17 protein-coding genes and 4 tRNA genes are annotated in these 21,086 nt (G+C 60.9%); 12 read left to right on the top strand and 9 right to left on the bottom strand.

Going from position 1 to position 21,086, the window contains the following annotated elements; all coding sequences use genetic code 11:
• The 6 genes from AB6K10_RS04535 to AB6K10_RS04510 form a co-directional block, all read right to left on the bottom strand.
• Positions 1-76: transfer RNA gene (locus AB6K10_RS04535), tRNA-Trp, on the bottom strand.
• Positions 77-224: 148 nt separating this feature from the next.
• Positions 225-299, bottom strand: a tRNA-Thr gene (locus AB6K10_RS04530).
• A 15-nt stretch (positions 300-314) separates the two neighbouring features.
• Positions 315-388 (bottom strand) — tRNA-Gly (locus AB6K10_RS04525).
• Between the two features lie 106 nt (positions 389-494).
• A tRNA-Tyr gene (locus AB6K10_RS04520) sits at positions 495-578 on the bottom strand.
• Positions 579-704: 126 nt separating this feature from the next.
• Entirely contained in the window at positions 705-1,544 is an 840-nt protein-coding gene (locus AB6K10_RS04515; RefSeq protein WP_159340654.1) for a type III pantothenate kinase, read from the bottom strand.
• Entirely contained in the window at positions 1,541-2,524 is a 984-nt protein-coding gene (locus tag AB6K10_RS04510; RefSeq protein ID WP_305947949.1) for a biotin--[acetyl-CoA-carboxylase] ligase, read from the bottom strand. The genes AB6K10_RS04515 and AB6K10_RS04510 overlap by 4 nt, the downstream gene beginning before the upstream one ends.
• A gap of 163 nt (positions 2,525-2,687) precedes the next feature.
• Between AB6K10_RS04510 and typA the strand changes: the two genes are divergently transcribed.
• The 6 genes from typA (at position 2,688) to AB6K10_RS04480 (ending at position 10,239) form a co-directional block, all read left to right on the top strand.
• Positions 2,688-4,514: a translational GTPase TypA gene (gene typA / locus AB6K10_RS04505; protein WP_159340652.1), complete on the top strand. Its 1,827-nt coding sequence runs from the start codon at positions 2,688-2,690 to the stop codon at positions 4,512-4,514.
• Positions 4,515-4,797: 283 nt separating this feature from the next.
• The gene (locus AB6K10_RS04500) at positions 4,798-6,237 is read left to right on the top strand and encodes a sodium-dependent transporter (protein WP_159340651.1); all 1,440 of its coding nucleotides are present in this window, start codon (positions 4,798-4,800) and stop codon (positions 6,235-6,237) included.
• 51 nt (positions 6,238-6,288) lie between these two features.
• Positions 6,289-7,059: an ABC transporter ATP-binding protein gene (locus AB6K10_RS04495; RefSeq protein WP_159340650.1), complete on the top strand. Its 771-nt coding sequence runs from the start codon at positions 6,289-6,291 to the stop codon at positions 7,057-7,059.
• 105 nt (positions 7,060-7,164) lie between these two features.
• Complete coding sequence (locus AB6K10_RS04490; RefSeq protein WP_159340649.1) at positions 7,165-7,893, top strand: ABC transporter ATP-binding protein; 729 nt, start codon at positions 7,165-7,167, stop codon at positions 7,891-7,893.
• 16 nt (positions 7,894-7,909) lie between these two features.
• Entirely contained in the window at positions 7,910-8,914 is a 1,005-nt protein-coding gene (locus AB6K10_RS04485) for a branched-chain amino acid ABC transporter permease (RefSeq protein ID WP_159340648.1), read from the top strand.
• Entirely contained in the window at positions 8,914-10,239 is a 1,326-nt protein-coding gene (locus tag AB6K10_RS04480) for a branched-chain amino acid ABC transporter permease (RefSeq protein ID WP_253019238.1), read from the top strand. The genes AB6K10_RS04485 and AB6K10_RS04480 overlap by 1 nt, the downstream gene beginning before the upstream one ends.
• 72 nt (positions 10,240-10,311) lie before the next feature.
• Here the strand turns inward: AB6K10_RS04480 and AB6K10_RS04475 are convergent, their stop codons facing one another.
• Positions 10,312-11,520, bottom strand: a complete 1,209-nt coding sequence (locus tag AB6K10_RS04475) for an ABC transporter substrate-binding protein (RefSeq protein WP_339118075.1) — start codon at positions 11,518-11,520, stop codon at positions 10,312-10,314.
• A 97-nt stretch (positions 11,521-11,617) separates the two neighbouring features.
• Complete coding sequence (locus AB6K10_RS04470) at positions 11,618-11,866, bottom strand: hypothetical protein (RefSeq protein ID WP_058579851.1); 249 nt, start codon at positions 11,864-11,866, stop codon at positions 11,618-11,620.
• Between the two features lie 66 nt (positions 11,867-11,932).
• On the opposite strand from AB6K10_RS04470, the gene AB6K10_RS04465 reads away from it, so the two are divergent.
• A complete protein-coding gene (locus AB6K10_RS04465; protein ID WP_339118074.1) occupies positions 11,933-12,742 on the top strand; it encodes a TlpA disulfide reductase family protein in 810 nt (269 codons plus the stop codon).
• Between the two features lie 99 nt (positions 12,743-12,841).
• The gene (rapA, locus tag AB6K10_RS04460; protein WP_339118073.1) at positions 12,842-15,790 is read left to right on the top strand and encodes an RNA polymerase-associated protein RapA; all 2,949 of its coding nucleotides are present in this window, start codon (positions 12,842-12,844) and stop codon (positions 15,788-15,790) included.
• Positions 15,791-15,806: 16 nt separating this feature from the next.
• Here the strand turns inward: rapA and AB6K10_RS04455 are convergent, their stop codons facing one another.
• Positions 15,807-16,709, bottom strand: a complete 903-nt coding sequence (locus tag AB6K10_RS04455) for a TIGR01777 family oxidoreductase (protein ID WP_339118072.1) — start codon at positions 16,707-16,709, stop codon at positions 15,807-15,809.
• Between the two features lie 169 nt (positions 16,710-16,878).
• Between AB6K10_RS04455 and AB6K10_RS04450 the strand changes: the two genes are divergently transcribed.
• The 4 genes from AB6K10_RS04450 to AB6K10_RS04435 all read left to right on the top strand — a co-directional run bounded on the left by AB6K10_RS04450 (position 16,879) and on the right by AB6K10_RS04435 (position 21,079).
• The gene (locus AB6K10_RS04450) at positions 16,879-17,943 is read left to right on the top strand and encodes an FAD-dependent oxidoreductase (RefSeq protein WP_339118071.1); all 1,065 of its coding nucleotides are present in this window, start codon (positions 16,879-16,881) and stop codon (positions 17,941-17,943) included.
• 236 nt (positions 17,944-18,179) lie between these two features.
• Complete coding sequence (locus AB6K10_RS04445; protein ID WP_174788514.1) at positions 18,180-19,100, top strand: MerR family transcriptional regulator; 921 nt, start codon at positions 18,180-18,182, stop codon at positions 19,098-19,100.
• Between the two features lie 33 nt (positions 19,101-19,133).
• Positions 19,134-20,546, top strand: coding sequence for a deoxyribodipyrimidine photo-lyase (gene phrB / locus AB6K10_RS04440; protein ID WP_339118070.1), 1,413 nt, complete (start codon positions 19,134-19,136; stop codon positions 20,544-20,546).
• Positions 20,547-20,647: 101 nt separating this feature from the next.
• Positions 20,648-21,079: a nuclear transport factor 2 family protein gene (locus AB6K10_RS04435; protein ID WP_253019291.1), complete on the top strand. Its 432-nt coding sequence runs from the start codon at positions 20,648-20,650 to the stop codon at positions 21,077-21,079.
• Positions 21,080-21,086 lie beyond the last annotated feature (7 nt).

Raw genomic sequence — 21,086 nt, 5'->3', positions numbered from 1 at the left:
TGGCAGGCCAGGAGGGAATCGAACCCCCAACCTGCGGTTTTGGAGACCGCTGCTCTGCCAATTGAGCTACTGGCCTGTATCGTCATGTGCGCAAGCCAAACGCCTACGCAACAGCGGGCGCCATGATAGCGGAGAAACCTCCACCTGACAACCCCTACTTCCACCCCCACTCAATTGGAGGGAAAAGACAAAAAAAGCGAGCTTCGCTCGCTTTCTTCGCAATATGGAGCTCATGGACGGAATTGAACCGTCGACCTCACCCTTACCAAGGGTGTGCTCTACCCCTGAGCTACATGAGCCAAAACACATCAAACTGGAGCGGGCGGCGGGAATCGAACCCGCACCATCAGCTTGGAAGGCTGAGGTTCTACCATTGAACTACGCCCGCCGAACTTGCCTATAGAATGACAATCCGTTGCACGAGTAACAGTAGCTAATGCCCGCTTACCGGCGTTTCATTCCCAAACGCTGACTAGCTCAACGCTTGCTCAATCTGGTGGAGAGGGAAGGATTCGAACCTTCGAAGCTTTCGCGGCAGATTTACAGTCTGCTCCCTTTGGCCACTCGGGAACCTCTCCAGCTGTGGCGGCACATTATGCCAGCCTCCAAAGCGGTGTCAAGCCTGCAAACTCTTTATTTATCAAAGCTTGCTGGAGGCGGCGCTTCTAAAACGCTGCTTCCGCTCTGGAACGCGCTGCATTCTGTCAAAGCAGCATGGAGAATGCAAGGCCTGCGCGAATTTTTTCTAACGATACTGGCTCGGGCACTCGCGGTGCTCCCGACATCTTTCCCGCCCGCTCGGCAAACGTAAGCGGATAGCAGGCTTCCAACCCGCCGTATACCATATCGGGCCACACCGCGTGAGGCACTTGAACACCACGGGAAACCACGCGCGCATCGCCGCCGGTCAACAGCACCGGCAGCGCCACGCCCTGCTGATCACATACCTCACTATAAATGCGGTTGATGGCACTGACGGCCGCCATGTAAATGCCGTGGTTCACCGCATCCACCGTGCGTCGCCCAGGCTCCAGCAGCGCATCGGCTTCGCTTTCAGGATCGATGGCGACATTACGCGTTCCCAGCTTCAGGCTCTCTTTCATCAGCCGCAGTCCGGGAATGATAAAGCCACCCAAGTGCACACCGCCTGGCAGGACGAAGTCGATGGTGATGGCGCTGCCGCAATCCACCGCGCAACACCCTCCCGCCAACTGATAGCCCGCTAGCGCGCCCATCCAGCGGTCGACCCCTAGACGCCCTGGCTCGTCGTACCCGTTGACGACGCCAAGCGCTTCCGGCGTGGAGCGGGCCACATAGACGTGTCGTACTTGGCGGCGTAACAGCGCAACAGTCTCTTCGAGCACGGCGGCCCTGGCCACGCTGGAGATACGCACTGCCTCCACGACATCCAAGTCGGGAATGTCTGCCCCGGGACGCCACTCTTCCCGCGTCCACACGGCACCTCGTGAGCGGATCTCACTACTCTCGGCATCCTTTAGCCGCCATTTCGACAGCGTGTTGCCGATATCCAAATCCAAAATCATAGGCGCCTACGTACGCTGATCTCACCGCCCGACAGGCGTCGCGAGTGACCGTTTTCAGTAACCCAAAGGTTACCACTTTCATCCACATCTCCCGCCACGGCGTCGCTGGAACGCTCTCCTTGAATCACGCGGATGGGCAGTCCCGAGTAGGCATGGCGCTGGTTCCAAGCCTCCAACCAGGGTGCAAAGCCGTCAGCTTCGAACCCAGCCAACATGTTGAGCAGCCCCGACACCATATTCGCGGCCAGTTGATTGCGAGAGATACCCGGTTGCGCATCAAACAGCGCCGCCACTGGCTGGTCGATGGTGGCACGCAGGCTATCCGGTAGCGAGAGGTTCATACCGATACCGATGACCACTTCGCAAGGGCCTGCCGCATCACCGGTCACCTCGATCAGAATGCCGGCCAACTTACCCAGCTCATCCCCCTTTTCAGCCAGCAACACGTCGTTAGGCCACTTCAGCTTGGGCGATACGCCATACTGCTCGAGCACCTGGGAAACCACCACCCCCACCGCCAGGCTCAACCCCTCCAGCGCATTGATGCCAGACTCGAAGCGCCAGCCCATCGAGACCATCAAGCTCTGGCCCCACGGGGTCGACCACACGCGTCCACGACGGCCACGCCCAGCGGTTTGCAACTCGACGAAGCAAACTTCGCCATGCCCAGCCCCTTGGGAGAAGCGCTCGCGCAGATATTCGTTGCTGGAAGGCAGCTGATCCTCTACGAACAGCCGCGTCAGTAGATGACGCGCCTCGGCGGGCAGCCGCTCGACGATCTTGGCACCTTCTAGGGGCTCCAGCGGGTACGCGAGCCGATAGCCGCGCCCTTTGACGGCCACCAGCTCCACGCCCAGCGCCTCTAATTTCTTTAGCTGTTTCCACACGGCGGCTCGGGAAACGCCCAGCGCTTCGCCTAATTGTTCACCGGAATGAACCTCGCCATCGCTCAACAAACGCATCAGGTTACCGATGGTCATGTGCTTGCCCCAACTGGGAAAACGCCTATCTTAACGGAAGCGTCACAACAGCGAAAACTGCCGCGTTTAGGTTATTGACTTGCTGCTTTATTTAAGACAGCGCTGGTAGTCGACCGCCCCCAGACCCTATAATGCCGCCCTATTTTTCCAGCAGGATCGCGTCGTGATCGAGAATCTTCGCAACATTGCCATCATCGCCCACGTTGACCACGGTAAAACTACCTTGGTAGACAAACTGTTAAGCCAGTCCGGCACGCTCGACCGCAAGGCCGAAGGCCAAGAGCGTATCATGGACTCTAATGACCAGGAGAAGGAGCGCGGTATTACCATCCTGGCCAAAAACACCGCTATTCAGTGGCAGGATGGGAATGGTAAGGGCTACCACATCAATATCGTGGACACCCCTGGGCACGCTGACTTCGGTGGTGAGGTCGAGCGCGTCATGTCCATGGTGGACTCGGTACTGCTGCTGGTCGACGCCGTCGACGGCCCGATGCCGCAGACCCGCTTCGTGACCCAAAAAGCCTTCTCTCAAGGCCTGAAGCCGATCGTCGTCGTCAACAAGATCGACCGCCCTGGCGCGCGCCCTGACTGGGTCATCGATCAGATTTTCGACCTGTTCGACAACCTGGGTGCCACCGACGAGCAGCTCGACTTCCCGATCATCTACTGCTCGGCGCTGAACGGGATTGCCGGTATGGACCCGGAAGAGCTGTCCGACAACATGGACCCGATGTTCCAAGCCATCGTGGACATCGTCGAGCCGCCGAAGGTCGAAGTCGACGGTCCCTTCCAGATGCAGATCTCTGCCCTGGACTACAACAGCTATGTTGGCGTTATCGGCCTAGGCCGCATCACCCGCGGCAGCGTCAAGCCGAACCAGCAAATCAGCGTGATCACCAAGGAAGGCAAGACCCGTAAGGGTAAGGTCGGCCAGGTGATGACACACATGGGCCTCGAACGTGTGCAAACCGACGAAGCCACCGCTGGCGATATCGTCTGCATCACCGGCATCGAAGATCTGGCGATCTCCGACACGCTGTGCGACGTGAACAACGTCGAAGCGCTGCCGCCGCTGACCGTCGACGAGCCGACCGTTTCCATGACCTTCCAGGTCAACGACTCGCCGTTCGCCGGCAAAGACGGTAAGTTCGTCACCAGCCGTAACATTAAAGACCGTCTGGATCAGGAGCTGATCCACAACGTGGCGCTGCGCGTTGAGCAGGGCGAAACGCCCGAGAAATTCAAGGTATCAGGCCGTGGTGAACTGCACCTGTCGGTGCTGATCGAAACCATGCGTCGTGAAGGCTTCGAGCTGGCCGTGGGCCGCCCGGAAGTCATCATCAAAGAGATCGACGGCGTCAAGCAAGAGCCCTACGAAGAAGTCATCATCGACTGTGAAGAGCAGCACCAGGGCTCGATCATGGAAGAGCTCGGCTACCGTAAGGGCGAAATGACCAACATGAACCCGGACGGCAAAGGCCGCGTTCGTTTGGACTTCATCATCCCCGCCCGTGGCTTGATCGGTTTCCGTGGCCAGTTCCTGACCCTGACCTCCGGCACCGGCATTCTGACCAGCCGCTTTGACCACTACGGCCCGCTGAAGCCCGACGCCGCCATCGAGCGTCGTAACGGCGTCATGGTCTCCATGGTCGACGGTAAAGCGCTGGCGTACGCGCTTTATACGCTGCAAGAGCGCGGTAAGCTGATCGTCGATCACGGTACCGAAGTGTACGAAGGCATGCTGATCGGTATCCATAGCCGTGCCAACGATCTGGTGGTCAACCCCACCAAAGGTAAGAAGCTGGACAACATGCGCGCCTCGGGTAACGACGAAAACATCGTGCTGACGCCGCCAGTGAAGTTCACCCTGGAACAAGCCATCGAGTTCCTCGACTCCGATGAGCTGGTCGAGGTGACGCCGAGCTTCATCCGCCTGCGTAAGAAGCTGCTCAAAGAGAACGAGCGCAAGCGTTCCAGCAAAAAATAAGCTGACCGCCGCCTCAAAGCCCGCCACCGTGCGGGCTTTTTTGTGTAAGTTCGCAGCGTGGCGCTCTTTTTGCTTCTTCAGCGCCTATGGCCGAGTGGCCTGCGCCGTCGCCAAGCCAGCCCATTAACGCAACCTAAACGCTATCACGCTGGAAAGCGCCGGCGTTCTATCGCAAAGTAGCGCTATTCTCAGCGCGCCCTAGGGCCGCTGACACGCCATAATTCATACAAGTGTTTGGATACCTACCCCCATCCTTACACCCTTAATACGGACACTCCTTCACATGAGCGGTCATAACGTCTGGACGCATAAAGGCACGTTTCTGCTGGCAGCGGTTGGTTCTGCCGTCGGTCTTGGTAATCTCTGGCGCTTTCCCTATCTCACCGGTGAAAACGGGGGCGGTGCGTTCATCCTCATCTATGCGCTGACCATCTTTGCCGTAGGCATTCCCATCCTCATCGCCGAAACCATGCTGGGACGCACCAGTCGTCGAAGCCCGATCATGGGCATGCGGCATTTGACCAAAACGCATCGCACCTCACGGGCGTGGGAGTCGATTGGTTGGCTGGGCGCCGCCTCTGCCTTTTTGATTTTGAGTTTCTACTCGGTGATCGCGGGCTGGGCGCTGCACTACACCTGGCTGATGCTCACCGGCTCGCTGGTCGGCGCCGATGCCCAAACCATCAGCGACGGCTTCAACGCCCTCCTCGCCTCCCCCGGGCTGATGACGATGTACCATACGCTGTTCATCGCGGGATCTGCGCTAATCGTTGGCATGGGCATCCATAAAGGCATCGAATCGGGCCTACGCATCATGATGCCTGCGCTGTTCGTCATTCTGATCGTGGTGCTGATCTACGGCATCATCAACGGTGATGTGGGCGCTGCGGCCAGCTTCCTGTTCACCTTCAACATTGGCGATCTCAGCTTGGAAGGCTGGCTGCAGGCCATGGGGCAGTCGTTCTTCACCTTGAGTCTCGGCATGGGCGCGATCATGGCCTACGGCGCTTACATGTCCAGCGACGCCTCGCTGACGCGCACCGCTATTGCCGTGGCGTTCGTAGATACGGCCGTGGCCATGGTCGCAGGCCTGGCGATTTTCTCGCTAGTGTTTGGCGCAGGGCTGGAAACGGGCCAAGGCCCTGGGCTGATGTTCGTGACGCTGCCGCTAGCGTTTGCCGACATGCCGTTTGGCGCGCTGGTGGGCGGCGTCTTCTTCATCCTGGTGCTCGGCGCAGCGCTCAGCTCGTCGATCTCACTGATCGAGCCCGTCGCGGCGTTCCTGGTGGAGCGTTTCGACATGACCCGCCCCCAGGCCGTGACCATCATGGTCGTCGCCGCCTGGGCCATGGGTCTGCTGACCGTGGTGAGTTTCAACGTATGGGCGGAAGGCACGATCTTCCACAGCCTGTTTGGGCGCAGCGCCTTTGAGTTCATCGAACTGCTGACCAATATCTTCATGCCGCTAGGCGGCCTGATGATTGCCCTGTTTGCCGGATGGGCGCTGACCCAGAGCGAAGTCATGAAAGAGCTGGGCACTCACCCCACTTGGTTCGCTCTCTGGCGCTTTCTAGTGCGTTTCGTTGGACCGGCAGCGGTATCGTTCGTGTTCCTGCGCACAATCCCCCAGGTCGAGGGGTATCTGATTCCGACGCTCGGCTCGCTGATCATCGTGGCGGCTTTTGCGATTGGCCAGCGCCTGCGGCACTCTAACCCCTCATAATAATATCCATACAGCAGGCGGCGACGAGGCCGCCTGCCTTACGAGGACACCATGCAACCGCTTATCGAAGTACAACACGTTAATAAAGCGTTCGGTGGGCTACACGTCATCAACGATTGCTCCATCCGGGTGGAGAAAGGATCGATCACCGGCATGATCGGCCCCAACGGGGCCGGCAAGTCGACGCTGTTCAACCTGATCGCCGGCGCGCTGATGCCCGACAGCGGCCACATTCTGCTGGATGGCGAAGACATCACCTCGTTAAGCGCCGACCAGCGCTTTCATAAAGGGCTGCTGCGCACCTTCCAGATTGCCCACGAGTTCAGCCAGATGAGCGCGCTGGAAAACTTGATGATGGTGCCCCCTCAGCAGGCCGGCGAAAGCCTGTTCAACACCTGGTTCAAGCCATCGCTGGTGCGCGAACAGGAGGCCGAAGTGCGCCGCCGCGCGCTGGAGGTGATCGACTTTGTCGGGCTACACCACGTGCGCAACGAGCTGGCGGGGAATCTGTCCGGCGGCCAGAAAAAGCTCTTGGAGCTTGGCCGCACCATGATGACCGATGCCAAGATCGTTCTGCTCGATGAAATCGCCGCTGGGGTGAACCGTACCCTGCTGGGCGATTTGATGGGCAATATCGAGCGGCTCAACCGCGAAATGGGCTACACCTTCCTGGTCATCGAGCACGACATGGACATGATTTCGCGACTTTGCGATCCCGTCATCGTCCTGGCTCAGGGTAGCGTCATGGTGGAAGGGCACATCGAAGCGATACAGAACGATCCGGCGGTCATCGAGGCCTACTTCGGCTCGGACGCCGCCTAACTCCCGGCAATACGCTTCACACTGTCACGACCAACAGCCCACCCACGGCTATAACAACATGATCGCGCCTGGAGACCCCAGCGCGACGTTTGCTGAGACGCGTTTATGTCATCGACACAGGCATCACCCCAGCCACTGCTTGAAGCACGCGACGTGCACGGCGGCTATGGCAGCATGAATATCCTGAACGGGGTCAATATGACCCTGTATGCCGATGAGGTCGGCGTAATCGTCGGCCCCAACGGCGCGGGCAAGTCCACCATGCTCAAAGCGGTATTTGGGCTTTTGAACGTCAACCAGGGCGAGATCCTGCTTAACGGCCAGCCGATTCACAACTTACCGCCCAACCAGCTGGTGGAGCGCGGTATGGGCTTCGTGCCCCAGGAGAAAAACGTCTTCCCCAGTCTCTCGGTCAAAGAGAACCTGGAGATGGGCGCCTACCTGAAGCCGCAAAACGTTAAGCGCATGCTGGAACAGGTCTACGAATTCTTCCCCCCGCTGGTCGAAAAGCGCCACCAGCCTGCTGGCGAGCTGTCAGGCGGGCAGCGCCAGATGGTCGCCATGGGGCGCGCCTTAATGGCGGAACCTAGCCTGCTGCTCCTGGATGAGCCCACGGCGGGCCTATCACCGCTCTACATGAATGAGATCTTTGACCGCGTGAAGAAGATCAACGCCGCAGGCGTGGGCATTTTAATGGTCGAGCAGAACGCTAAGCAGGCCTTGGCCATTGCTGACAAGGGCTTTGTACTGGCAGCAGGCCAGAACCGCTTTACGGATACCGGGGCGGCCCTACTGGCCGACCCTGATGTCGCCAAAAGCTTTTTGGGCGGCTAGCCCGGGGGAGAAACGCGTGAACGAACTGGCTTTTTTTATTAATAACGTGGTGATTGCGGGCAGTGTCACTGGCTCGATTTACGCCATTGGCGCGATTGGCGTCACGCTGATTTTCAGCATTATGCGCTTTGCCCATTTTGCCCATGCCGACATGATGACCTTCGGTGCCTTTATGGTGCTGCTGCTCACCACGGCGTTCCCTGCCGTCGGCGCCAGCATCGGCGTGCCCACGGCGCTGATCATGCTGCCGCTGGCGATGCTGCTGACCGCGCTGCTGGCAGTGGGTATCGATAAGGCGTTTTACAAGCCGCTGCGCGCCCATGGCGTGAAACCGATCGTGATGGTGATTGGCTCGTTGGGCGTCACGCTGATGCTGCAGGGCCTCATTCGTCTGTTCTCAGGTACCGGCGGGCAGAGCCTCTACGTGGATGACCGCAAAGAGATCTTCCGCATTGCTCTACCGTTCGAGGGTGCACGGGCACCCATCGTCGTCACCGAGCCGCAGATCTATCTGTTCGTGATTACCATCGTGGCGGTGATCGCGCTACACCTATTCCTAAACCGTTCGCGGTTAGGCAAAGCCATGCGCGCCATGTCGGACAACCCGGAGCTGGCTCAGGCATCGGGCATTAATACCAATACCATCGTAGCGGTCACCTGGGTGATTGCGGGCGGCTTGGCCGCCATTGCGGGCACGCTGCTCTCGCTGGACGTAACCTTCAAGCCCGACCTGAGCTTCTTCCTGCTGCTACCGATTTTCGCGGCGGCGATTGTCGGCGGCGTGGGCCACCCCTACGGCGCGATTGCCGGTGGTTTTGTGGTGGGCTTTGCCGAAACCCTGGCGGTATTCAATTGGAACGTGCTGCTGCGCCCCTTCCAAGACAGCTTCCCCGAGTGGCTGACGCTGCCATCGAATCTCGCCTTCGTGGGCACTGAATATAAGATTGTGGTGCCGTTCTTTATTCTGGTGGCCATCTTGGTGTGGCGCCCGACCGGCCTGTTTAAAGGCAAGGTGATCTAATGAGCCATCCAACCAATACTCGAAATCCGGCCTACACGCCGAAAGACGCTACGCCACAGCGCCGCTTCCCGCTGCGCGAGCTGGTGCTGTTTGGCGCGCTGCTGGTCGCCGTCCTGGCGGTTTATGCCATGATGGGCGCGGCGTATAGCACGCGCATGCTGGTCGAAGCCGCCTGTTACGCCATTCTGGCGTTGGGCCTGACGATTCAGTGGGGCTACGCCGGGCAGTTTAATGCCGGGGTGATGGGCTTTGTGGCTCTGGGCGGCTTCTGCGCCATGCTATTTAGCGTACCGGTCAACGATGCCTTCTGGGGCACGGAGCTGCCGGGCGAACTCGGCCAAGTGCTGCTCTATGGCCTTGCGGCCACTGTGCTGGTCATCGGTGCCACCAAGCTTGACCGATTGGGCGTCCCTAAAACGTTGCGTACCGTCATCGCCGTGGTGCTGGCGGTGGTGCTCTATCTGGTGGTGATCAGTCTGCTGCGCGACGTGACCAGCCAAATCCAATCCCAGGCGGGCTTCGTGGGCGGGTTTGGCCTACCGCCCTGGGTGGGTTGGATCGTCGGCGGCGCGCTGGCCGGTGGCGTAGGCTACTTTATTGGCCATGTGTGCCTTGGCCTGCGCAGCGACTATCTCGCCATTGCCACGCTGGGCATTGCCGAGATCATCAAAGCGTTTTTGAAAAACTCCGACTGGCTCACACGCGGCACAGCAACCGTCTCGCCGCTGCCCTGGCCAACCCCTGGCCCCGCCGAGCTGGGGTTTACCCTTTCCCGCGCGATTTACCTGTCGGTGACAGCGGTGGTCATTGCGGTGATTTTCTTCCTGCTGCATCGCGCTTACCACGCTCCTTGGGGGCGGATGATTCGCGCGATACGCGATAACGAAGTCTCATCGGCGGCCATGGGGAAGGACATCAACAAGCGTCGCTTGGAGATTTTCGTGCTGGGCTGCATTTTGATGGGCCTGGGGGGCGGCATGCTGGGCACGTTCAACAGTCTGTTCGACCCACAGGGCTACTTGCCTTTGAACCACACCTTCCTGGTACTGGTAATGGTTATTCTGGGCGGCCCCGGCAATAACCTGGGCACCATCTTTGGGGCGGTGGCCGTCTACATTATCTGGATCATGTCGGAGCCACTGGCGCTTTTTTTGATGGAGCTGTTTGTCGCGCTCGGAGAGAACGCCTTTGGCTGGGAGGCACCCAGCAATATGGACAGCCGAGCGCTACAGGCGAGGGTCTTGGTGATCGGCATGCTGATTACCCTGGTACTGCGCTTTGCGCCCAAAGGGCTGCTGCCTGAAAAGATCAAAAGCCACGGTTAATACCATCAGCGCCACAAAAAAACGCCCCGCTCATTTGAGCGGGGCGTTTTGCTATCGGCAGATGGTAAGTAATTACAGATCCACCTGACCTTTGCTGGTAAAGGTGCCGTTCTCTACGGCCATCTCGACCACTACCCCCGGTACGTCGCCGTTGTCATCGAACTCGTGAGAGCCGGAGGCCCCTTCGTAGTTGATGTCGGTACCGGCAGCGATCAGCTCGACCGCTTTTTCCCACTCGCCCGGTAGAATCACTTCACCCGGCGCGCTGGAAACGTTACGCAGCGCTTCTGAAAGCCCTTCACGGTCGGTGCTGCCGTTCTGCTCGATGGCCAGCGCGATCAGGAAGGCGGCATCGTACGCCTGGGCTGCAAACACGGCGCTGGGATCGATCTCTGCTTCAGCGGCCGCGTCATTGAATAGCTCGGTGCCGGGAAGCTCTGGGCTGCCGGGCCGGGTGGCAATCATGCCATTCAACACGTCGGCACCAATCGCCTCGACTAAGCTGTCACCCACCATGCCGTCGGCCCCCACGTACTGGGTGAACATGCCGCTCTCGTAGGCCTGGCGCAGCACCGTTTGGCCGGAGGTATCGGCATACGCCAGCACGACGAGGGTATCGGCGCCGCTGGCGGAGAGTGAGCCCAGCTCCGAACGGTAGTCGGCACGGTTATCTTCGTGGGCGAGGTTCTCGGCGACTTCGCCACCACCAGCGGTAAACGCGGCGCTAAAGGCGTCCGACAGGCCACGGCCATAGTCGTTGTTGACGAAGGTGACGGCCACGTAATCGATGCCTTTATCCAGCAGCAGCTTGGCCAGAATTTCACCCTGGAAGGCATCGGACGGCACGGTACGGAAGACCAAGTCATTGTCGTCCAGCTCCGACACCGCAGGCGCCGTCGACGCAGGAGACACCATCAGTACACCGCCAGGAATCGCGGCATTGTTGGCAGCGGCAATCGTGGCACCGGTGCACAGCGCGCCGACGATGGCCGTCACGTTTTCAGAGTTCACCATACGATCGGCGGCGTTGGAGGCAGCCGACGCATCGGAACAGGTGGTGTCGCCCGATGGCATGGCCAGGGTTTGGCCACCCAAAATACCGCCCTGCTCGTTGACCTGCTCGACCGCCAGCTGCGCCCCTGCAAAGATGGGCGGTGTCAGACTCTCAATTCCCCCGGTAAAGCCGCCCAAGAAGCCAACTTTGACCTCCGCCTGGGCCATCCCGGTTAAGGCAAGTGATGAGGCCGCTACGGCAATGGCTAATGCGCGCTTATTAATCATATTGTTTGTCGCTCCCAGTGTGTTGAGTGCCCCGACTGTCCAGCGCAGGGCTCCCCTTAATCTGGAACCGTCGCGCCAAAAACACAAGCAACGGTTTCTAACGCTCGTGGTTTTCTGACGCCGACGCGTCTAGTCGCTCTGCCAAGCGCTTCTGGCGGCGCTTGTTGCGGTACATACGCACCAGCGCAATGACCAGTGCACACGCCACCATGGCGGCCAGCACGCCGCCCTGCCAGGGGCGTGCGGCGTCGCCGAGGACGGTTTCGAGGGTAATGATGAGCGCCAGGCCAAGTGCCTGGGTGCCTATGGCCAGGGCGCGCAGGGTGTCAAAAGAGGATTGCGGCATCGACATCTCCGTCATGAGTAGCGTGCATGGTATGGTGGCCCAGTGTACCTGCTTACCGGAACGACTATGAATGCCATTGCCCTCGGTCCACTGCTGATGTCGACGCCACGGCTCTACGCGTTTGCCTGTGCGCTCCTGCTGCTGTTGAGCAGCCGCTACCTGCTGGGACTGCCGGCCAAGCCCCATGGCCGCTGGTTCAACGGCTTGCTGATCGCTTGGCTCATCGGCGCGCGGATGACGTTCGTTGCCCTCCATTGGGACAGCTATAGCGCCACACCGCTGGACGCGCTGAAAGTATGGCAGCCTGGCTATCACGCCCTTGGCGGGCTGCTTGCTGGCTTGCTGTGGACCGCCTGGGCACTGCGCGCACGGCTGCTGGCGATGATCGGCGGTCTCGCCATGACGGTCGGCGCCGCCAGTCTCTGGCTGGTGCTGGTGACACTGGCCCCGCTCAGCCAGCCGTTTGCCGTGGCATCGCTGCCCGATGTGGCTCTGAAAGATCTCGACGGTAACACGGTCCACCTTCCGTCGCTGGCCAATCAAGGCGACCGAATCATCGTCAATTTATGGGCCACTTGGTGCCCGCCCTGCCTGCGCGAGATGCCGCTATTGGAAGAGGCGGATCAGCACGATGGCATCACCGTCGTCGTTGCCAACCAAGGGGAGGACTTGCTGCCCATCGCCCGCTATTTGGATGAGCAGTCGCTCCACTTTCGCTACCCACTACGCGACCCACAGCAAACCCTGATGGCACAGTTCCAGGCGCCGGGACTACCGACGACCGTGCTCTTCGACACCGACGGCAAAACCCTCGACGTGCACGTGGGTGAACTGACCCGCACCCAGTTAGAGCGCTGGTTGAGCGATAGACCTTAATCCCCCCGCTGCTTTGCGTTAGAATCCCCCGCCCTGTTAGCCGCCGGTGACCTGCCCCGGCGGCGTACGACCCGATTTTGACGACTTCCTCGAGGCATCATGAGCGATTTTTCTCCCGGCCAGCGCTGGATTAGCGACGGCGAGGCCGAGCTTGGACTCGGCACCGTGCTTAACTGCGACGCCCGTAGCGTTACCATCTTGTTCAGTGCCAGCCAGGAAACCCGCACCTACAACACCCGCCAAGCGCCGCTCACCCGTGTGATGTTCGGCAGCGGCGACCGCGTCCTCTCTGCCGATGGTTGGCAGATGATCGTCGATGACAGCAAAGAGAGCCGTGGCCTGATCACCTACATCGGCGAAGACAGCGACGGCAACCTGCGCGAGCTGCCCGAGGCCAAGCTGGCCGACACCATGCAGTTCGATCAAGCCCGCGACCGCCTGCTCACCGGTCAAGTCGACCGCAACGACTGGTTCGATCTGCGCTTTCGTACGCTGCACCACTTTCAGCGCATCGAGCAGCACAGCGCGCTGGGCTTCGCCGGGCCGCGTATCGATCTGATTCCCCATCAGCTCTACATCGCTGACGAAGTCGCCGGGCGCCATGCGCCGCGGGTTCTGCTGGCCGATGAGGTAGGCCTGGGTAAAACCATCGAGGCAGGTCTGATTCTGCATCGTCTGCTGCTGGCAGGCCGGGTAGAGCGCGCGCTGATTCTGGTTCCCGACAGCCTGACCCACCAGTGGCTGGTGGAGCTGCTGCGCCGCTTCTCGCTGAACGTCACCCTACTGGATGAGCACCAGAGCCAAGCCCACGGCAGCGCCAACCCGTTCGAGAGCGCCCAGCTCGTGCTGGCCAGCCAAGGCTGGCTGTTCGCCAACATTCATCGCCAGGACCAAGCCCTGGCCAGCCGCTTCGATCTGCTGATCGTCGATGAAGCGCATCACCTGGATTGGAGCCCGGAGAAGAGTGGCCCCGGCTACCAGTGCGTGGAGCAGCTCGCCGCCGAGATTCCCGGCCTGCTGCTGCTCACCGCCACGCCGGAGCAGATGGGGCTGGAGAGCCACTTCGCCCGCCTGCGCCTGCTAGATGCCGAGCGCTACCACGATATCGAGCGCTTCAAAGAGGAGGAGCAGCACTACGTGGCGGTGGCCGAGGCCATCGATGCTCTCGAGGAACTGCCCCAGACCGCGAGCGCCCGTGAACGCGTCGCCGCCGTAGCCGACGACCGGGATAGCCAAGCGCTGCTCGCCACGCTGTGCCATCCAGAGGCAAGCCCCGAGCAGCAGGACGCCGCCCGCGCCCAGCTGCGCGACGCGTTGCTCGACCGCCATGGCACCGGCCGCGTGATGTTCCGCAACAGCCGCCGCCATGTGGGCGGCTTCCCTGAGCGCCGCCTGCACCTGGCCGAGCTGGAGCTGCCGTCGGCTTACCGCCGCGTGTTGCGCCGCCTGGAGCGCGACGACGACTACCTGGACGAGCTGCTGATCGAAACCGGCATGGACCACCCGGACGTGCTGATCTACCCGGATGCCATGTACCGGGAGCTCAGCAACGACCCGTTGAATACCGAGTCCTGGTGGCATATCGACCCACGCGTCAACTGGCTGCTCGAAAAGCTCAGCGACGACAGCGAGACGGGCTTTGCCAACGACAAAGTACTGGTCATTGCCCACCACCGTGAAACGGCGGAAGGGCTCGCCGAGGGCTTACGGGTATTAGGCGGCTACCACGCGCCGGTCTTCCACGAAGGGCTGTCGCTCGTCGAGCGCGACCGAGCCGCCGCCGCATTTGCCAATGAAGAGGATGGCTGCCAGGTCTTGGTGTGTTCTGAGATTGGCTCCGAAGGGCGTAACTTCCAGTTCTGCCGCCATCTGGTGATGTTCGACATGCCGCAACATCCCGACCAGCTTGAACAGCGCATCGGCCGTCTGGACCGGATCGGCCAGCGCCACGCCATCGAGCTGCATGTGCCCAACTTCACCGGCAGCCCCGGCGAGCGTCTGATGCGCTGGTACCACGAGGGCATGGACGCCTTTAGCGCGCCTCACGGCATTGGCAGCGACCTGTTCGACGCCTTTGGCGATGCCTTGGCCGATGCGCTGCTCGACGATGAGATGCTCGACGAGATCATCGAAGAGACTCGGGAGATGTTCACCGCCAAGCTCGCCGAACGGGACGCGGGCCGCAACCGCCTGCTGGAACTCAACGCCTGCCGCCCCGGGCGAGCGCAGCAGGTGATCGATGCCGTGCGCGAGCTGGACGAGGATCCGGCGCTGCCTCGCTATGTGGAGCGCGCGCTGGATATCTTCGGCGTCGACAGCCAGGAGATCGGCAACGGTCTGCTGCACCTTCAGCCCAGTCAGCACATGCTGGATGGCCTGCCCGGGTTGGTCAAAGGCGAAGAGGGCTTCTCTGCCACTTACAGTCGCGCCCAGGCACTGGCGCGGGATGACGTACAGCGACTCTCCTGGGAGCATCCGCTGGTGCGCGAAATGATGGGCCGGGTCCTCGATGGTACCATGGGCAATACCGCGCTGGCGCTGCTACGCCACCCGGCGATTCCCAGCGGGCGTTTGATGGCCGAACTGGTGTTTCGCACCCACTGCCCGGCCCCCAAATCGCTGCACCTGAACCGCTTCTTGCCGCCCACCGCCGTACGCGTACTGCTGGATGAATCGGGCGCTAACCTGACCAGCAAGATCTCCTTCACCGGGTTGGGCAAAAACCTGCAGAAGGTGAATAAATCGCTGGCGCGGGATTTGATCAAGAGCCGCCACGATCAGCTTCGTGAACTGCTCACCCAAGGGGAAGGCGAAGCCGAGCGTGAACTGCCGAGTATCGTGGAAGCCGCAGAAACTCGCATGCGCGCCCAGCTGGACGCCGAGCTGGCCCGCCTGACGGCGCTAGCGGAGCATAATCCGGCGGTGCGCAGCGAAGAGCTGGAAGCGCTGACACAGGAGCGTCAGGCACTGAGCAGCGCCATCGAAAACACCCGCCTGCGACTCGACTCGGTGCGGGTGATCATCACTGTCGATCCCAACGCGAACTAACGCTCGCCACTGGCGGCTAGAGGATGGCCGCCAGCGCTTTCGAAAGCGTTGGGTACTGGAACTCGAAGCCCGCTTCGCGTAGCCGCTCGGGGCGCATGTCTGCCCCGGTCAACAGCAGCTGCGACATCTCCCCAAAGCCCGCTTTCAGCACGAACGCGGGCACCGGAAACATGGCCGGACGATGCAACTGCTTGGCCAGCGTCTGAGTGAATTCCGCGTTGGTCACCGGATGCGGAGCACTGCCGTTGAATGCTCCAGAGAGTGCCGGCTGGTTGATCAAGTAGATGATCGCCGCCACCAAGTCGTCCCGATGAATCCAGGGCATGAACTGGGTGCCATCGCCAAACCGCCCGCCTACACCTAACTTGAACGGTGGTAGCATTTTTTGCAGCGTGCCACCGCCCGCCTCGAGCACTAACCCAATGCGTAGAATGGCTAGCCGGATGCCCATGGCCTCCACGGGCTTGGCCGCCGCTTCCCACTGCGCGCACAGCCGATGGGCGAACTCGTCATGGGGAGGTGTGGACTCATCCACCACCTTGTCCCCCTGATCGCCGTAATAGCCCATCGCCGAACCGCTCACCATCACGCTCGGCAGCGGCTGGCCGTTGGCCGCGAGCTGCTCACACAGGGCGATGAGCTGCTGAGTACTCTCGACCCGTGAACGGATCAGCCGCTCTTTCTGCTCGGCGCTCCAGCGCTTTGCCGCGATGGATTCTCCAGCCAAGTTCACCAGCGCGTCCGGCGGCGTATCCACGAAGGCTTGCGCGCTGTCGCGGATGTCGCACGCCTTGGGCAGCCTGCTGCGCACCTTTTGGGGCGTTCGAGACACCACCTGAACCTCATGCCCCTGGGCGATGAGCTGTTGACAGAGCCGCTGGCCTACGAAGCCGCTGCCCCCGGTGATCAATACCCGCATGGTGTCACTCCTTTGCCGTTAAACGTGGTGTGCACGAGAATCCGCCGACGGCGGTGGCGACACGATCCACTCGACCGCTCGTACACATTGCAACCTGTTTAATTGTACGATATTTATACACAACTGCTACAATCAATTTAGACAAGCACTGCTGATACCGTGAGGATGTATGGCTGAACCGGCGAACGAGACCTTCTCTTCTGCGGCCGCGCAACGCGTGGCGATTATTGGTGCCGGGCTATCCGGGTTAGCCTGCGCTCATCGACTGGCACAGCAGGGTGTCAATGTTCAGCTATTTGATAAAGCACGCGGTCCTGGCGGGCGAATGTCGAGTAAACAGCGCCCCTCTGCCACGCTCGATTTAGGCGCTCAGGCCTTTACCGTTCGCGATGCACGCTTTGCGAGCAAAGTTGCCGAGTGGCAAGCCGCTGGCTGTGTCGCTATGTGGCCAGTACACAGCTATCAGGCTAGTGCATCCGGCTGGCAAACACACGATGACGGCCAAGTGCGCTACTGTGGAGCACCGCGCATGAGCGCGATTACCCGCCACCTCGCCGATGGGCTTAACGCTTTTCCCCATGCGGCGCTCTTATTGGAAACGACCATTACAGCACTAGAGAGCACGCCCCAAGGGTGGCAGCTTCGCGATGCCAACGACCACCAGTACGGGACGTTCGACCGTGTGGTGATCAGCGCCCCACCCCCTCAAGCAAAAGCGCTGCTGGCCGACTGGGAACTGATGCTGTCCGACGCCTGCGATGCACGACCACAGCGGGGCTGCTGGACGGCATGGGCGATCGTCGATGCTCCTCTACCGCCCCCGCCGGGCGTCGATGCCGATTGGCAGAGTCTACATGTCCAGCATCCAGCGCTACGCTTGGTGTCTCGTAATCACACCAAGCCGGGGAGAGAGCATCAGCCGGAAAGTTTGAGCCTGCTGGCCCAGCTCGACTGGAGCGACGCGCATATCGAGGAGACGCCGGAAGCCGCGGCGCAGCAGTTATGGGAGGCCTTCATCACGACGCTGCCCCCCGACACCGCGCTTCCCCCCCTCGTGGAGCTAGGCGCCCACCGATGGCGCTATGCCCAACCCGCCTCGGCGGGAAGCCAGTCGTTCTTATACAGCAAGTGCGGTTTAGCGCTGTGCGGCGACAGCTTTCGCGGCAGCCGAGTCGAGGATGCCTGGCTCTCTGGCGATGAGCTGGGAGAGGCGTTATTAGGCCGGTCGGTCTAATGTCAGCCAAGGCAGTGATGCACTTACCTGGACACAGCAAAGGTTGTACCCAGTGGCTACAAGTTGTACAAAGGTGCCTATAATAGCGTGATCCTATCTAACCGATTAGGTGCTCTTCGACGACGCGCTATACGACTACGTGACCTGGCGCCGAGCTGGCGCAACAACGCGGTCATCGCAATTATTGACAGACCCCTGCAGCGCTCGCTGCAGGCAACCAAGAGGCAATGGCGCCCATGAGCAACAAGGCGACCCACCCACCCGATACCCCGCTCTATCCGATTCGGGAAGTTTCCCGCTTAACGGGTGTGAACTCGGTCACCCTGCGCGCCTGGGAGCGACGCTACGGATTGATTCGCCCGCAGCGCACGCCCAAGGGCCACCGACTCTACGCCCAGGACGACATCAGCCGTATCGAGCGTATTTTGCAGTGGCTCAACCGCGGCGTGCCGGTCAGCCAAGTGGCCGACCTGCTCGATCAGCCCGAAACGGTCGAGACCCCCGCTCCCAACGCCGGTGACTGGGCCAGCCAGCGCCAACAGCTGCAGGCGGTGATCGAAGCCGTCGACCTGCCCAAGCTGGAAGCGCTGTATCATCAGAGCTTGGCGCTCTACCCGCTGAGCGTGGCGATCAACGAACTTTGGCAGCCCGTCATACTGACCCTGGAAGCCAAATGGGCCGCGCAGCCAGATGACCTGGTACGTCGTACGTTCGAAGCTTTTTTACGTAGCCAAGTCGGCATTCGTTTGCACTACGCGAACCAAGCGACCCGTGGCCCGCTGATCCTACTCAGCGCCATGCCCGACGATCCAGGCCCGCTGTGGGTGCTGATGTGTGCGCTCATGGCCAGCGAACAGGGTTACCGCGTGCAGCTCTTTGACCACTCGCTGTCCCTCGACGATTTGCCGCAAGCGGTGTCTCGCCTGCACTCGTCGATGGTGTTGCTCTCCAGCGGCCAGCGAGAGAGCGATCAATATATTCGGGTCGATTTACCCAAAGCGGCCGACGCCCTGGGCGTGCCTATCGGCGTTTGCGGCGAAGTCGCTCGGCTACGCGAGAACGACCTCCGAGACGGTGCCGTTCACATGTTGGGTGACGACCTTCCCCAAGCGATTGCCCGTTTGCGCCCGCTGCTGCGGGAATCCGGCATTCTGTGAGCGTAGGCCAACCGGCCCACTTAAGGAGTTTGCATGAGCTTGCAGCTTGTTTGGTTCCGCAGCGACCTTCGTATTCATGACAATTCCGCACTGGCCGCCGCGGCCGCCAAAGGGCCGGTCGTGGCGGTTTTTTTGCGCAGCATTGAGCAGTGGCGCGACCACGGTCACGGCGCCAACAAACTCGATTTTTGGGCGCGCGGCGTTAGCGCGCTCAAGGCGTCGCTCAATGGCTTGAACATCCCGCTGCTGCACCGCGATATCGAGCGCTACGACGACGCTCCTCAAGCGTTGCTGGAGATTGCCCGGGACTACGGCGTCAAACAGCTTCACTTCAACTACGAGTATCCGCTGAACGAACAGCGCCGCGATCAGGCGGTGCTGGACGCCTTTCAGCAGGCAGAGATAGGCGCTCAAGGGCACCACGACGCCGTTGCCTTTGCCCCAGGCAGCTTGCTGACCGGCAAAGGCGATTACTACGGGGTGTTTACGCCCTTTTCGAAAGCGTGGCACAAACAGGTAACGGCAGAGCAGCTTGCCCTGCGTGACACGCCTAAGGCGCAGTCGCCCCTCGACATCCCAAGCGACGCGCTTCCGTCACTGCCTGCGCTCGACGACGCGCCGCTGGATGGCCGCCAGTGGCCCGCAGGTGAGAATGCCGCCAGCGACAACTTGGAGCGCTTTCTGCGTTTTCGCGGGCGGCACTACAAAGAGCAGCGCGATTTCCCCAAGGTACGGGGCACCAGCGAGCTGTCACCCTATTTGGCACTGGGGATGATCTCTCACCGCCAGTGCCTGCAAGCGGTCATGAGCGAAAACGGTGGGCACCTGGCCGACGGCGATGCTGGCTTGACGGCCTGGGTGAACGAGCTGGTCTGGCGGGAGTTTTATCAGCACGTCGCGGTCGGCTTTCCCCAAGTATGTCGCTATCAACCGTTTCAAGAGCACACCCAGCAGCTCCAATGGCGCGATGACGACGATGGGTTTGCCGCTTGGTGCGAGGGTCGCACCGGCTACCCTATCGTGGATGCCGCCATGCGCCAGCTCGTGTCGACCGGCTGGATGCACAATCGTCTGCGCATGATTACGGCGATGTTCCTGAGCAAGCACCTGCTGATCGACTGGCGACGTGGCGAAGCCTTTTTCATGCGCCACTTGGTCGATGGCGAGTTTTGCGCCAATAACGGTGGCTGGCAGTGGGCCGCCTCGACGGGGACCGATGCGGCGCCGTACTTCCGCATTTTCAACCCGACGACCCAATCGACCCGCTTCGACCCCAATGGCGACTTCATCGCCCAGTGGCTGCCCGAGCTCGCATCGCTGCCAGCCAAAGCGCGCCATGCGCCGCCTCACGACATGCTCAACCCCATCGACTACCCGGCGCCCATCGTCGACCATAAAGCGGCGCGCCAACGGGCGCTCGACGCTTTCAAAGCGCTCTCCAAGTAACGCGCCTGACGCCTCTCCCCATAGCGGCACTGCGCCGCTATGCTCCTTAACGACGCACCTTTCCTCTTCCATGCCGTCTTACCGCTTGTAAGGAGTGTGTGATGACCAACGACACAGCTTTGGCCAACTTTTGCGCCTTCTTCAATAAACTAGACAACACCTGTACAGAAAAACTATACGAGGTATATACTGAGGAGGTTGTTTTCAACGATCCGCTACATCACATTGAAGGTCGCGAGGCGCTGGAGCGCTACTTCGCCACCATGTACGAGAACGTTGAGCGCTGCCATTTCACTTTTCACACGCAGCAACAGCAGGGAAACCAAGCCTTCGTAACGTGGACCATGGAGTTCGTTCACCCCCGCTTGGCCCGCGGCAAGCCGGTAAGCGTGGAGGGCTGCAGCGCGCTCACGTTTGCTGACGACGGAAAAGTGGCGCGTCACCGCGACTATTTCGACGCCGGGGCCATGCTCTACGAGCACCTTCCCGTCATGGGGCGTGTCATACGCTGGTTAAAGCAGCGCCTTGGTTGAATCGTGT

It is taken from the genome of Halomonas sp. BMC6 (assembly GCF_964204995.1).
Lineage (GTDB): Bacteria > Pseudomonadota > Gammaproteobacteria > Pseudomonadales > Halomonadaceae > Vreelandella.
Note: the sequence above shows the minus strand (reverse complement) of the source record. Positions and strands in the feature narration are given on the sequence as shown.

Bases quoted from the DNA above. Each gene is read 5' to 3' on its own strand.
- AB6K10_RS04510 (WP_305947949.1), bottom strand. From the start codon at position 2,524: ATGACCATCGGTAACCTGATGCGTTTGTTGAGCGATGGCGAGGTTCAT.
- AB6K10_RS04470 (WP_058579851.1), bottom strand. From the start codon at position 11,866: ATGCCGCAATCCTCTTTTGACACCCTGCGCGCCCTGGCCATAGGCACC.
- AB6K10_RS04495 (WP_159340650.1), top strand. From the start codon at position 6,289: ATGCAACCGCTTATCGAAGTACAACACGTTAATAAAGCGTTCGGTGGG.
- AB6K10_RS04465 (WP_339118074.1), top strand. From the start codon at position 11,933: ATGAATGCCATTGCCCTCGGTCCACTGCTGATGTCGACGCCACGGCTC.
- AB6K10_RS04490 (WP_159340649.1), top strand. From the start codon at position 7,165: ATGTCATCGACACAGGCATCACCCCAGCCACTGCTTGAAGCACGCGAC.
- rapA (WP_339118073.1), top strand. From the start codon at position 12,842: ATGAGCGATTTTTCTCCCGGCCAGCGCTGGATTAGCGACGGCGAGGCC.
- AB6K10_RS04480 (WP_253019238.1), top strand. From the start codon at position 8,914: ATGAGCCATCCAACCAATACTCGAAATCCGGCCTACACGCCGAAAGAC.
- phrB (WP_339118070.1), top strand. From the start codon at position 19,134: ATGAGCTTGCAGCTTGTTTGGTTCCGCAGCGACCTTCGTATTCATGAC.
- AB6K10_RS04475 (WP_339118075.1), bottom strand. From the start codon at position 11,520: ATGATTAATAAGCGCGCATTAGCCATTGCCGTAGCGGCCTCATCACTT.
- AB6K10_RS04500 (WP_159340651.1), top strand. From the start codon at position 4,798: ATGAGCGGTCATAACGTCTGGACGCATAAAGGCACGTTTCTGCTGGCA.
- AB6K10_RS04450 (WP_339118071.1), top strand. From the start codon at position 16,879: ATGGCTGAACCGGCGAACGAGACCTTCTCTTCTGCGGCCGCGCAACGC.
- AB6K10_RS04455 (WP_339118072.1), bottom strand. From the start codon at position 16,709: ATGCGGGTATTGATCACCGGGGGCAGCGGCTTCGTAGGCCAGCGGCTC.
- AB6K10_RS04445 (WP_174788514.1), top strand. From the start codon at position 18,180: ATGAGCAACAAGGCGACCCACCCACCCGATACCCCGCTCTATCCGATT.
- AB6K10_RS04515 (WP_159340654.1), bottom strand. From the start codon at position 1,544: ATGATTTTGGATTTGGATATCGGCAACACGCTGTCGAAATGGCGGCTA.
- AB6K10_RS04435 (WP_253019291.1), top strand. From the start codon at position 20,648: ATGACCAACGACACAGCTTTGGCCAACTTTTGCGCCTTCTTCAATAAA.